At 56.3% G+C, this 12,864-nt stretch carries 12 protein-coding genes; 8 read left to right on the top strand and 4 right to left on the bottom strand.

The annotated features are described in order from the left end of the window. Positions 1-152 precede the first annotated feature (152 nt). From L6439_RS15160 to L6439_RS15145, 4 genes are all read left to right on the top strand, one after another. Positions 153-1,286, top strand: coding sequence for an alpha/beta fold hydrolase (locus tag L6439_RS15160; protein ID WP_213468329.1), 1,134 nt, complete (start codon positions 153-155; stop codon positions 1,284-1,286). A gap of 82 nt (positions 1,287-1,368) precedes the next feature. Continuing rightward, positions 1,369-2,136, top strand: a complete 768-nt coding sequence (locus tag L6439_RS15155; protein WP_168180648.1) for an RNA polymerase sigma factor — start codon at positions 1,369-1,371, stop codon at positions 2,134-2,136. A 23-nt stretch (positions 2,137-2,159) separates the two neighbouring features. Then, a complete protein-coding gene (locus tag L6439_RS15150) occupies positions 2,160-3,158 on the top strand; it encodes a hypothetical protein (RefSeq protein ID WP_237096487.1) in 999 nt (332 codons plus the stop codon). Between the two features lie 29 nt (positions 3,159-3,187). Beyond that, positions 3,188-3,751, top strand: coding sequence for a GyrI-like domain-containing protein (locus L6439_RS15145; RefSeq protein ID WP_213468331.1), 564 nt, complete (start codon positions 3,188-3,190; stop codon positions 3,749-3,751). A 207-nt stretch (positions 3,752-3,958) separates the two neighbouring features. Here the strand turns inward: L6439_RS15145 and L6439_RS15140 are convergent, their stop codons facing one another. After that, positions 3,959-4,417, bottom strand: a complete 459-nt coding sequence (locus tag L6439_RS15140; RefSeq protein WP_168180651.1) for an aminoacyl-tRNA deacylase — start codon at positions 4,415-4,417, stop codon at positions 3,959-3,961. A gap of 199 nt (positions 4,418-4,616) precedes the next feature. Between L6439_RS15140 and L6439_RS15135 the strand changes: the two genes are divergently transcribed. The 3 genes from L6439_RS15135 (at position 4,617) to L6439_RS15125 (ending at position 5,764) form a co-directional block, all read left to right on the top strand. After that, the gene (locus L6439_RS15135; protein WP_168180652.1) at positions 4,617-4,919 is read left to right on the top strand and encodes a rhodanese-like domain-containing protein; all 303 of its coding nucleotides are present in this window, start codon (positions 4,617-4,619) and stop codon (positions 4,917-4,919) included. 32 nt (positions 4,920-4,951) lie between these two features. Beyond that, positions 4,952-5,179, top strand: coding sequence for a sulfurtransferase TusA family protein (locus L6439_RS15130; RefSeq protein WP_168180653.1), 228 nt, complete (start codon positions 4,952-4,954; stop codon positions 5,177-5,179). A gap of 150 nt (positions 5,180-5,329) precedes the next feature. After that, the gene (locus tag L6439_RS15125) at positions 5,330-5,764 is read left to right on the top strand and encodes a DsrE/DsrF/DrsH-like family protein (protein ID WP_237096926.1); all 435 of its coding nucleotides are present in this window, start codon (positions 5,330-5,332) and stop codon (positions 5,762-5,764) included. A 157-nt stretch (positions 5,765-5,921) separates the two neighbouring features. On the opposite strand, the gene L6439_RS15120 is transcribed toward L6439_RS15125, so the two are convergent. From L6439_RS15120 to L6439_RS15110, 3 genes are read right to left on the bottom strand one after another with little or no spacing between them, the layout of a single operon-like run. After that, complete coding sequence (locus tag L6439_RS15120; protein ID WP_213468333.1) at positions 5,922-7,754, bottom strand: ABC transporter substrate-binding protein; 1,833 nt, start codon at positions 7,752-7,754, stop codon at positions 5,922-5,924. A gap of 34 nt (positions 7,755-7,788) precedes the next feature. After that, positions 7,789-9,297, bottom strand: coding sequence for an ABC transporter permease (locus L6439_RS15115; protein ID WP_213468334.1), 1,509 nt, complete (start codon positions 9,295-9,297; stop codon positions 7,789-7,791). 52 nt (positions 9,298-9,349) lie between these two features. Next, positions 9,350-10,792 carry an ABC transporter permease gene (locus L6439_RS15110; RefSeq protein ID WP_213468335.1) on the bottom strand — a complete coding sequence of 481 codons (1,443 nt, stop codon included), beginning with the start codon at positions 10,790-10,792 and terminating at the stop codon, positions 9,350-9,352. 146 nt (positions 10,793-10,938) lie between these two features. Between L6439_RS15110 and L6439_RS29340 the strand changes: the two genes are divergently transcribed. After that, the gene (locus L6439_RS29340) at positions 10,939-12,684 is read left to right on the top strand and encodes an ABC transporter ATP-binding protein (RefSeq protein ID WP_213468336.1); all 1,746 of its coding nucleotides are present in this window, start codon (positions 10,939-10,941) and stop codon (positions 12,682-12,684) included. Positions 12,685-12,864 lie beyond the last annotated feature (180 nt).

The raw sequence follows: 12,864 nt of genomic DNA, 5'->3' as shown, positions 1-12,864 counted from the left end.
TGCCGAAGGGGGAGCTATCCATTCCAGCGTCTAAATTCGAAGGTAAATATTCCCTATCACAAGAGGAATTCATCTGCCCGTCTGAAATGAGTCTTAAGGAAGACAGACGCACCTTCGATATAGAAAGTCAGGCAGGCCAAAAGGAGGCGCATATGCGGATTATATGGATCGCGATAAGTGTAATAACGGCATTGCTTGCCGGAGTGGCTGGATTCGTGGCTTGGAAGAAAAAAAGGAACGCTGACCGGATCCGAATTTCTTCCGCGGGCAAAGGCATTGATTGCAGGGAGTTCGTCACGATTGGCGGCATCCCGCAATATTTGCATCACCGCGGCGAGAGCGCGGACAATCCGGTCCTGCTGTTCCTGCATGGCGGCCCGGGATCGCCGATGCTGCCCTTCGCCCAGGAGTTCCAGCTGCCGTGGGAGAAGCGGGTGACCGTCGTCCACTGGGATCAGAGAAGCAGCGGAAAAACATACCTCAGCAACGATCCGGCCCAGGTTACGCCGACAACGACTGTGGAGCGAATGGTTGAGGATACGCGCCAAGTCGTGGCGTATTTGCAAAAAAAGTACGGTCAGTCGAAAATTATTATCATGGGCCACTCCTGGGGTTCGGTGCTGGGCAGCCAGTTCGTCCAAGCCTATCCCGAGATGGTGAAGGCCTATATCGGTGTCGGTCAGGTGGTCAATATGCTCGACAATGAACGCATCGGCTTCGACAAAGCGCTGGCAGCGGCGCAAGCGGCGGGCAACCGGACAGACGCGGAAGCGCTTCTTCGCATGGAGCCATACCCGCTGGTTGAATTCACGGATGAATGGTATAAGGCCATGATGAAGCTGCGCAAGTACCAGGCCAAATATAAGCTCGCGGCAGGCCCATCCTTCGAACTGGTCGCAAGCGCCTTATGTTCCCCGTTTTATTCGTTGCGGGATACCCGCATTTTTTTCAAAGCCAAAGCGATGGGAGAAGCGCAGCGTCACCTTTGGAAATACTTGGTTGAATCCTTTGATCTGCGCGCGCTCGGAACGGCATATCGCATTCCCGTCTTTTATATCCATGGGGAGCAGGATTGGCAGACCCCTTATCCGTTGGCCCTGGATTTTTTCTCCGCGATAGAGGCGCCGCGGAAGCAGTTCTATTCCATTCCGGAGGCAGGGCATGCCACGATGCTGGATCAGAAGACGAGATTTACCGGGGCGTTGATGGATATATTGGAGCAAGTTCAACAGCTATCGGAGGGGGAGGGGACGGCGGGATTTCGTCGTTGTGTGCCATTGAAGTGAAATGAGGAAGAAAGTCAAATTTTTTCGGAACCATGATAGACAACTCACGCGTACGGCATCAAGAATACAGGGGGGGATATAGTTGGATAAGACGGCGATTGAACGGGCGGATTCGCAGCCTCGGACGCCGGGTCAGGAGAGCCCCGATCATGTATTGGTCGAACAGGCGCGCGCCGGCGATCAGGAAGCGTTCGGCGAGCTGGTGCGGAGGAACCGGGCGAAGGCGTTGGGCTGGGCTGGACGGCTGACGGGCGATTCCCATCTCGCCGAGGATATCGTCCAGGAAGCGTTGCTTCGCGCGTTCTTGCATATGGGCACGCTCGCGAATTCAGACCGGTTCACGCCGTGGCTGCGGCGCATCGTGCGCAACCAGGCGTATATGAAGCTGCGCCGGGGCGGCCCCTTCGGCAAGGAGCAGCCGTACGCTTCGCTGGGGCCGCGGGAGAAGCAAGCTGCGGCGGCCGGATATGGACTGGAGCCGACCGACTGGGGCGATCTCGATCAGATTATGGCCCGGCTGGCCACTCGTGCCGCTGAAGAAGCTTCGAGGAGGCATCATCCGGAGGACTGCCTGATCCGCAAAGAAACGCTGGAGAGCATCCGTCTGCTGATTCACTGTTTAACCAAGCGGGAGCGGGACATATTCGAGGCCCGTTTTTTTGGAGAGCTGCCTCCGCACGAGATTGCGGCGTTATTTCAGATGACTACCGCCAATGTCTACAATCTGTTGTCGCGTTCCCGGGCGAAGCTTCATAGAGAGCGAACCCGGATTTCCATCCAGATGTATGTGCAGAGAAGAGGGGAGCTTGGCTTGCCCCGGCGCAACATTTTGACTCCGCCCCGAATCTGACTCGCAAGGAGCTGAATATGCTTATGACACTGGACAGGGACTGGAACGCGACCTGGACCTCCGCTGCCGCGGCGGTTCATGGAGCGGTAAGCTATACCGATAAGAAGCATCTGAGCTTGGTAGACGTGATGGGATATACCGGGCATGCCTTCCGCATGAACATCGATCCGGGTGCGATCAACGCGGCCGGGCCGACCTCCTTTCCCGGCGGCTACATTCTCCGCCGCAATCTGTGCAATCTCGGCTTCACGAGCTGTCTCGCCGATCCGGCAGCTCCGATTCCGCCGGAGAAGGCGGAGCGCGCGCTTGCGCTTGTACAAGACTCCATTGACCGGGGCGTGCCGGCAATATCATTCGATTTGTTCACGCCGGAATTCGGCTTGATTTACGGTTATGATGACGAAGCGCAGCTTCTATACTGCAAGGACAAGGCCAAAGACGGGACGCTGCCCTACACCCGCTTCGCCGAACCGAAAATCGATCTGCTGTTCGTGACGACGATAAGCGAGAGTCTGCCGCATTCCAAATACGAGATGCTTCGCATGGCGCTTGATATGATTATCGATCATGCCCGGGGCAGGGAGTGGACGCATGTTTTCGAGCGGCGGTTCGCTCAAGGGCTGGCCGGATACGACGCCTGGATCGCGGTCATGGAGCGTCGCTGCGCAGATGAACACGGCAACGCGTTCAATACGGCGGTCATCGCCGATGCCCGCGAGTTCGCCGCCCGCTTCCTGCTGGATCTGTCGTTCCGCTGGGACGGATCGAATATCGTGGAGCGTCAAGTTCGCCAGATGGCGGCTGAAGCCGCGCGACATTATGAGCTGGCGGCCGCCGCCTTCGCGGAGTTCCGCCTGATGTTTCCTTTTCCCGATGGCGGACAGCCGAAGGATGGGAGAACGGCCGATCGGGCCATCGAATGGCTGCGCGAAGCCAAGGAGGCGGAGGCGCAAGGAATCGCTGTGCTTGAAAAGCTGCATCTGTTCATGAAAGCGTACTATTCGGAAATATGGGTGAACTAATTTTAGTTTTGAGAGAAGGGATGAGGGATATGTCATTCAAGGACAAGAAAGTGTATGGCGAGACAAGCGGCTTCGCGAATCAGGGGCGGGTCGGCGGCAAGGGGCAGCCCTCCATTGTGACGGCACCCGGTTTCACTATCGCCGGAGTCGAGTTCGAAGCGAATCTCGAGACGATTGCCGACAAGAAGATGGGCAAGCTTGCCTGCGAGACGATGCTTGCCCGCAGGGCCGAACTGGCGGGGCGTGTTTCGGATAATATCCACCTCGTGCAGATCTATCCGATGAAGCCGGATTTCAATCCGCAGGTTGACCCGTTCACGCAGATTATCGGCTATCTTGTGCCGGAGGTTACGGCGGCGCCGGATGGAATGGCGGTGCGCGCCTTTCCGGAAAGCGACTATGTCACGATGACGCACCGCGGGCGAGAATGCGAACTGGGGCAGACCTATGATCTGCTGTACGGGCAGTGGATGCGGGAACATGGGCGCGAGCCCGCCGGATATGACTTTGAGGTGTGGGATGAGCGCTACCGGCCCGACTCGGAGGACAATGAGATCGAAGTATTCGTTGCCTTGCGGGGCAATCAGGGGTAAGACCGCAAGAATCGGAGGAGGCGCGGACCCAAAGAAAGCTTGAACGGGCAGATCCGTTTTCAAACGGCATGGACAGGCATCGAACAAGAAGCGCTCCCGGTGAACGAGCCCGGTACGGTCAGTACCAGTACCGGGCCAGCGGGCCGATTCGGCGTGCCCAAGCCCGGCCTGTACCCGCAACGCGTGAGGAACGGCATCATTCCGGCCTCACGCTCTGTCAGCCTCCAGATAAGCCACGACGTGATTGACCTTGCTCAGGTCTCTCGGGTCCAGCTTCAAGGTTGTTGCCGGTTCACCCGTTCCCCCATAGATCCATGGGTATCGATACAGCAGCTTGTCTACGAGGCAGGGCATCGCATGGCCGGCAAGCGGAATCGCCCCCGCCTCATACCCCGTCGCCTCACGCGCCTCAAGCCGTGAGGCAAGCTCCAGCTTGCCGCGCCCGAGCCTGCCAGCTAGGGCCTCCAAATCGATACGCCCCCGCGCACCCGATATAATCAGCACCACATATTCGCCGTCCGCCTTGAGCACCAACGCAGGCGCCGTCTGACCGATATCGATCCCGAGGGCCTGAGCGCCTTCCTTGGCCGTCCGAATGGGCTGCTTATGCCGGATGATGTCGAATGGAACGCGCTGCTCCTCCAATATTTTGCGCACGTTTTCCATATGCCTGCCATCCTCCTTGTCCCCGTTTATTTTTCCTCTCTCCATCCTATCAGATCGAGGATAACCGTACCAGAGCCGCTCGGGCACGACAGAGCGGGATTCCCTGTTGTCCAACGGCGCTTGACGAGCGGAAGGGAACTTATTATACTGTTTATATACCTATACAGGTATATGTATATGGAAGGCGAGGTGCGCTGGAATGTCATGGAAGGAAGTGCTTCCCGTCGAGGCGGAACAGATGTTGAACGCGAAGGAGGCCCGGTGCGTGGATGTCCGCGAGCCGGAAGAATATGCGGACGGACATATTCCCGGTGCGGTGAATGTCCCCCTGAGTGAATTGCCGGAGCGGATCGGCGAGCTCGATCCGGAGCAGGCCTGGATTGTCGTATGCCAAGCCGGCGGCAGAAGCATGCGAGCGTGCCAATATTTAGCCGCGATCGGCTATACCGGGCTGCATAATCTGTCCGGCGGGATGAATGAGTGGATGGGAGAAGTCGAGTAAGCGAAGAACATCGATTGGGGAGATGAAAAATGATGAAGGTAACGACTGTGGTGGATACGAGCGGAATGGCCTGTCCGATGCCGATCGTGCAAGCGAAGAAAGCGCTGGAGGCGCTGGAAAGCGGGGAAGTGATGGCGGTCATCTCAACCGATAAAGGTTCACTGAACGACTTCCAGGCATGGGTAAAAAAGACAAACCATGAGATGGTCGGACAGGAAGAGGAACAGGGTGTCTTCAAATTTTATGTGCGGAAAAGGTAGCCGAAAGGCGGCACAGCGGCGCCTGCCAATCGCTTCGGCTTGGCAGATGCGGCGCAGCCAAGGCCAGGGCTGCCTGGGGCGCAATCGAAAGGAGGGGAGCGAGTGAACCAATCGCCACCGAAGACGACGATTGTACTGTTCAGCGGAGAAATGGACAAGGCGATGGCCGCGTTCATCATCGCGAACGGCGCGGCCGCCTATGAGCATGAAGTGACGATCTTCTTCACGTTCTGGGGGCTGAACGCGCTGCGGCGGGATGAGGCCGTCCAGATACGGAAGGGATGGCTCGAAAGAGCGTTCGGCTTTCTCATGCCGAGAGGCGCGAACAAGCTGGGGTTGTCCAAAATGAATTATTTGGGCATGGGCCCGAAAATGATGAAGCATGTCATGAAAAAGCATCAAGCGCTGTCGCTGCCTCAGCTTATCGAGCTGGCGCAGGAGCAAGGGGTGAAGCTGGTGGCCTGCACGATGACCATGGATTTGCTGGGCCTGCGGCAGGAAGAACTCTTGGATGGCATTGAATATGGCGGGGTGGCCGCCTATCTGGGCGATGCGGCGGACGGGAGGGTGAATTTGTTTATCTGATAATCCAGAATCCGCCAGGCAGCGATCATTACGGCATACAATGGATGATAGACGGCACGAGCTTCTGCGACAGGTTTGCCTCTCGGCGGGCATGACGCGTGCCTATATGCCAGGTCCCGGGCTCTCGGATGGAGGATGCCCGGGACCTTCGTGATCGTTATTTCGCCGCGGATCTGTATTTGTCCAAATATTCCTTTACCTTGGCCGGATCGGCTTTCAGTTCGTTCCCGGTCTGCACGATCGGGCTGACCGTTGAAGCCGCTTTGAACTTATTATTATTGTAGAATTGCAAAATCTCGTCCTGGTTAATCGAGTACAGCACCGCTTTGCGCAGATCCTCGCTCTTTGCCACGTCCCGGTTTTTTGTATTGAACAGCAGGTAGGAGACGGCATTGCTCTGAATCGTCTGCAGGCTCAGCTTGCTGTCGCTCTTCACGATATCGAATTTCGTGTCCGGCACCCCGTAGTTGACGTGAACTTCGCCGCTGCGCAGTGCCGCGAGGGCGCTCTCCGTATCCTTGATGAAGCGCATCGTCACATTGGCTATGTTCGGCTCATGGCCGGTGCCCTTCATGTAGGCCGGGTTTTTCTGGAATTTGGCTTCGTAATCATTTTTGTACAGCAAAATATACGGTCCGCTTGCATACAGCGTATTGTTGTATTTGCTGCCTTCGGTTACCGTGTTTTGATCGCCGTAAGGAATATCCTTGTTGACGTCGAAGGAGGCGACATCATACGTATTGATGCTCTCGACCTGCTTTTTCGACACGATGCCCGCCGACTGATGCGCTAAATAATTGAGCACCTGAGGGAAGGGCTCCGTCGTCGTCAGCTTAATGACCTGATATTTTCCTTCCTTATTGTTGGCCTCTTTTTTATCCGCTACGAGAGCCGATATTTTCGTATCCAGCTCTTTCTCCAGCGCTTCCTTCACCGTCTCGCTGCCGCCTGACACCTTCACTTGCTCCAGGGCAGCCGCGTCCGTGACGATTTCCACATTTTTAATATGTTCATGAAGGCTGTACGTGCGGTGATCCGGCACCGAATTTTTGTCCTTGGCGCGGTTCAAGGAGAAGATGACATCGTCAGCGCCTACGCGCTCGCCGGAATCGACCGCCTTTTTGTCGCTTACTTTGGCGAAGTTGATATCGTCGCGCAGGATGAAGTAATACTCGGAATTGCCTTCGGCAATGCTGTACGCGCGGGACAGTGAACCGTCCGCCGTTATTTTGTCGTCATCGGTCAGATTGATGAGCCGGACGTACATATTTGTATTGATCATGTTGATCGAGCCGTCATTCCCTTTGATCGGATCGAGCGACGTCAAGGTCGGGTTCGTCTGCGTCAGCAGCAGCGGATCAGTGTCCCGCTTGGACGTATCGTTGAAGTCCACATCCTCCCAGGCGAAGGAGCGGGACTTGGACAGCCGCACCGACTTCTCCTTCAACACCTCTTTATTGAACGCCTGGCTCTTGACGGAAATGTAAAGCGGCGCAATATAGGCTTTATCGAATACGAGCTTCTGCTCGAATTGCTTGTAGGTGTCCGCATATTGATCCGGGGTCTCGGAAGCGGCCTTCTCGATCAGTTCGTCAATCTCCGGATCGGAGAGGATGCTGTAGTCGCCGCCCGATTTGAACAGGGAACGGACCGCATAGTCCGGATTGCCTGTCACCGTTGTCCAGCCGGCGAGCGAGATGTCGAAGTTGCCGGCCTCCTCCTGGGCCTTGAAGCTGCCGTAATCCGGCTGAAGGTTGAGCTTCACGTTGAAGCCGTTCTTCGTCAGCTGATCGCGGATGATGTTGATGTCGTCCTGCCCCGAGCTCATGCCGAGCAGTTCGATTTCGACGGCGCTCTCGGCCGCCGGCTTGCCGCCCGCATCCGGAGCCGGCTTGTTCTGGCCTTCCGTATTGGACTTGGTGTTCACCGTGCAGCCGGTCACCGCGAGGGCGATGGCAAGCATGACAATGAATAATGACCTTTTCTTCATGATGATTCCTCCTGGGTAAGAAGTATGTGTATCGTTATCCCATCTTCGGATCGAGCGCGTCCCGCAACCCGTCTCCCAAAAAGTTGAAGGACAGGACCAAGGCGATGATCGCCAGGCCGGGGTAAACCGCGAGATAGGCATGGGATTCAAGATAGGCGCTTCCCAGCTTCAAAATATTGCCCCACTCGGGGATATGCGGCTCTACGCCGAGTCCCAGATAGCTTAAGCTGCTCGTCGAGATGACGGCGCCGCCGATCGTGAGCGTCGATTTGACAATCATCGGGGCCAGCGAGTTCGGCACGATATGCTTGAATATAATCGCGGCATGGCTGGAGCCGAACGCCCGCGCCGCCTCGACGTATTCGTAGGTCGACACCTGCAGGACGTTCGCCCGCATCGTTCGCGCGTAAGTCGGAATCGACCCGATGCTGAGCGCCAGGATAAGATTGACCGTGTTGGCCCCGAATGCGGCGATGATGGCAATGGCCAGCAGGATTCCCGGAATCGCGTACAGAATGTCAAGCAGCCGCATGATGATGTTGTCGGTCCGCCGGCCGAAATATCCGGAGATGGCGCCGAGCGTTCCGCCGATGATAACCGGTATCGCCGTCGACAGGAACCCGACGATGAGCGAGATGCGGGCACCGAATATGATGCGCGAGAACAGGCACCGCCCGAAGTTATCCGTTCCGAACGGATAGGCGAGGCTTGGAGCCTGCAGAATCGCGCCGTAGTTGTTCTCGACCGCCATGCCGTAGTCGAAGGTGAAGAAGCTGCAGACGCTAATCGAGAACAGGAACACGATGAAGAACAGGCCGGACATCGCGGTCGCATTTCCGGTCAGCCGCTCCCACACTTCCTCCCATTTCACCTCGGCCGGATTGCTGTTCCGGCGTATCTTCGCGATCAGGTTCCACCCGAGCAGCAGCGCGAACAGATTCCCGGTCAGCGCGGTCAGGATGAGCGCTGCGGCAATGGCCGCCATCCAGGAAGGGGCGTAATGCCGCTTCACCTTGGCAGCCACGAGCAGGAGCGCCGCCAACTGGAAGACCGCGATTCCGATTAGGGCCAGCATCGACAGCGGGAAGGCATCGGCCACATAAGGCTTGAATATATTCAAGCCCGATATAGCGATAACATAGAACTGGGTGAGGAGCATATAGACAGCGATCGTATACTCGGAGCTCTTCTCCTTCTTGATCAGAGTGAACGCGCAAGCTGCGACGAATACGTTGCCCGTCAAGGCGCTGAGGAGCTGGATCCAGGCCAGCGCCCGCGTCCGTCCGCGAATCGATCCATGCCGGAGCAGATCGCTTCGCAGCATGGCCGTGATGATCAACTGAATGAGGCCGAAGCCCAGGCAGATGACGGCAGCGGCCAGCGTATACCGGTTGACCGTCTTGGCGGCCCAGTCATAGCTGTTCAGGAACAGAACGGCGGACAAGGCGGCCGAGACGATCCAGGCGAAGCTCGAGTGGGTATACTCCTGGGAGAGTCTCAGCTTGCGCTTTTTCTCCTGTCTGGGTTGTTGCAACTTAGTCATGGTTACACCTGCTTTTAAAGGTTCTTCAAGGGGCCGCTTTTGATCGCGCCTTTCAATATTGTCTCATCTTCGAACGGATGCGCGGATCGCAGAAGGCGTACATCACATCAATCAGCATATTGACCAGGGAAATGGTGATCGCGGTGTAGACGACCCCGCCCATAATGCTCGGAATGTCGGGAATAAATTGTTTGTCCACGATGTAGCTGCCGATCCCGCTTATATTGAACACTTTCTCCGTCACGGCGGCTCCTCCCAGCATGCCGCCGAACTGCAGCCCGATGACCGTAATGACCGGGATGAGGGCGTTCGTGACGGCGTGCCGAAGCAGCACCTGGCGCTCGCTCAGCCCTTTGGCCCGGGCGGTCAAAATATAATCCTCGTGAATGACTTCCAGCGTGGACGAGCGGGCCATCCGGGCCACGGCGGCCGTCAAGCCCGTCCCCAGCACGACGACCGGCATAATCATGGACAGCCAATTTTGCGGGTTGTAGGTCGCCGGGAGCCACTGCAGCTTGATCGAGAAGTTCAAGATGAAGATGAGCCCCTGCCAAAAGTTCGGAATGGACAAACCGATTAAGGCGATAAAAATGAACGTGTAATCAAAAAATGAGTTCGGTCTCGCCGCCGAGATGATTCCGATCGGCAAGGCGATGATTACGGCAAGCAGCAGCGAGATGACGGTCAACTGAAGCGTGATCGGGAATTTGCCTGCAATGGCTGACGTCACTTCTTCATTGCCCGCGAACGACTTGCCGAGATCGAATGTCGCGATTCCCTTCATCGTGTTCCACAGCTGCACGAGATACGGCTGGTCCAGCCCGTACAACTTATTGAAGGAAGCGATTTGCTCCGCGGTTGCGGTCTCGCCGAGAATATTGGCGGCCGGATGAATCGGCGACAGATGCAGCAGCGTAAATACAAGGACGGCAACCCCGATAATCACGAACAGGCTCATTACGAGGCGCTCGAAAATGTATTTGAGGTAAGAATTGCTGTAGAACAATAGGAGTAAATACATGGGAAAACCGAGAATTATCGAGAAGACGAAGAACAGCGGCTGGCCCAGCAGCGAAACGAAGGTGTCCGCATAGGTGATTTTCCGCCCCCCGCTCTGTCTCAAGTGCGCAGCCGTTCGCTCGGTCACCGTCTTGCAGAATTCCGCCTCGGTCCATTTCTCGATTTCCCGCGCAGCCGATGCTTTATCCGTCTGCCGTCCGAAAAAGGCCAGCTTCCGCAGCGTCTGATCCTCGATCTCGGCACGGAGCCGTTCCCTGTAGCCGGATGCGAGAAGCTCGCTCTCGATCTTCTCTCTGGCACAGGCGTATGTATCGTGCCTTCGCCGGATGAGATAGAGGATGGACACGATGAGATGCACAGGCAGGCCAAGCAGAAGAACGGCATATTTATAGGATGGATTCAATAGCATTTTATTGCATGCGTTCCCGATGCGGGTCGCTGAACCGGAATTTCTGGCTGCTTGCGTACTCTCCATAGCGACTCTTGCTGCCTCCTTTTTTAAATTGTATAATTCCGATGGATATAGTATATTTTATTTTAAGGTTTTGTCAACACGGTTATGGAAGCTCATGTTCAAATTTCTAGTAGAATCGATAACGGACGTTCAGGCGGGTGAGTGAAATGGATACGATTTTACAGGTCAACAATTTATCGGTAACTTTTCTGACGCGCGACAAGGAGATTCAGGCCGTTCGCGATGTCAGCTTCGAGCTCAATCAGGGAGAGACGCTCGGAATTGTCGGGGAGTCGGGAAGCGGCAAGAGCGTGACGGCTCGTTCGATTATGCGCTTGCTTCCTTCTTCAGTATCGTATATGAGAGAAGGCGAAGTCATATTCCTGGGAGAAAATGTGGAAAAATACACGGACAAGGAAATGGAGAGCATCCGTGGCCGGGATATGGGCATGATCTTTCAAGATCCGATGACCTCGTTGAATCCGACGATGACGATCGGAAGACAGATCGAGGAAGGTCTGATCAAGCATCGGAAGCTGTCGGCCGCCGCCGCGAAGGGGCAGGCGATCGAGATGCTGAAGCTGGTCGGCATCCGCAACAGCGATCGGCGCTACCATCAGTATCCTCATGAATTCTCCGGAGGGATGCGCCAGCGCGTCATGATTGCGATTGCGCTCGCTTGCCGGCCTGCCCTTCTCATCGCCGATGAGCCGACGACGGCGCTGGACGTGACGATTCAGGCGCAGATTTTGAATGTGATGAAGCATATGCAGCAGCAGTTGGGCACTTCCATCATCCTGATCACGCATGATCTAGGGGTCGTCGCCGGCATGTGCGATCGGGTCGCCGTCATGAAGGACGGGACTGTCGTCGAGACGGGGACGACAGAAGAGATTTTCGCCAGCCCGCAGCATCCGTATACGAACAAGCTGCTTGGCGCGCTCCCGCGTCTGGACGAGAAGAAGAAACCGAAGCCTGCAACGCTCACGGTGAAGAAGGATGCGGACGATGCGCGCCCGCTGCTGGAGGTGCGATCGCTCAAGCAATATTTCGACCTCGGCAAGGGGAACATCGTCAAGGCGGTCAATGATATCAGCTTCCATATCAGCGAAGGGGAGACGCTAGGTGTCGTCGGGGAGTCGGGCAGCGGGAAATCGACGACCGGACGCTCCATTCTGCGCCTGCATGAGCCGACAGGCGGCGATATTTTATATCAAGGAATGGCCGTGAACCGGATGTCCGCCAAGGAGATGAAGACGATGCGGCGCTATATGCAGATGATCTTTCAGGATCCGTATGCTTCGCTCAATCCAAGATTCAAAATACTGGATATTATCGGCGAGGCGCTCGATGTCCATCGGCTGGCGGGAAGCAAGCAGGAACGGAAGAGGCGGGTCGAAGAGCTGCTCGATATGGTCGGGCTCGATCCTTCCTATGCGATGCGGTATCCGCATGAATTCTCCGGCGGCCAGCGTCAGCGCATCGGAATCGCGCGCGCCCTGGCGGTCGAGCCGAAGTTCATCGTATGCGACGAGCCGCTGTCCGCGCTTGATGTCTCCATTCAGGCTCAGATCGTAAAGCTGATGGAGGAGCTCCAGCAGCGTCTCGGTCTCACCTATCTGTTCATCGCCCATGATCTGTCGATGGTCAAGCATATCAGCGATCGGGTCGCCGTGATGTATATGGGCAAGATCGTCGAGCTGGCCGAGAGCGAGGAGCTGTATGCGAATCCCCAGCACCCGTATACGAGGTCGCTGCTGGCGGCGATTCCGGTTCCCGATCCGAAGGTCGAAGCCGCCAAAAAACGGGTGCTGATGGAGGAGCAGCCCGAAGCGGACAACGATCAGCTCGACCAATCGGAGCTGGTCGAGGTGGCGAAGGGGCATTGGGTGGCGATGCCGATGAGCGGGTAACATTTTAGTCAAGCTTGATATGTGAGAGTGCGCGGTTCGCGCATGCCAAGGTCGCCTTTCGTCAAATGAAGACGGAAGGCGGCTTTTTTTTACATTCTGAAAATGTTCAGAAAGTGTGGAGGTGGATATGGTTCAATGGATCTATGTAAAAACACACAGAATTTTGTCAACTATCAATTA

Source organism: Paenibacillus dendritiformis, from assembly GCF_021654795.1.
GTDB lineage: Bacteria > Bacillota > Bacilli > Paenibacillales > Paenibacillaceae > Paenibacillus_B.
This window is presented reverse-complemented; position numbering and strand designations above follow the sequence as displayed.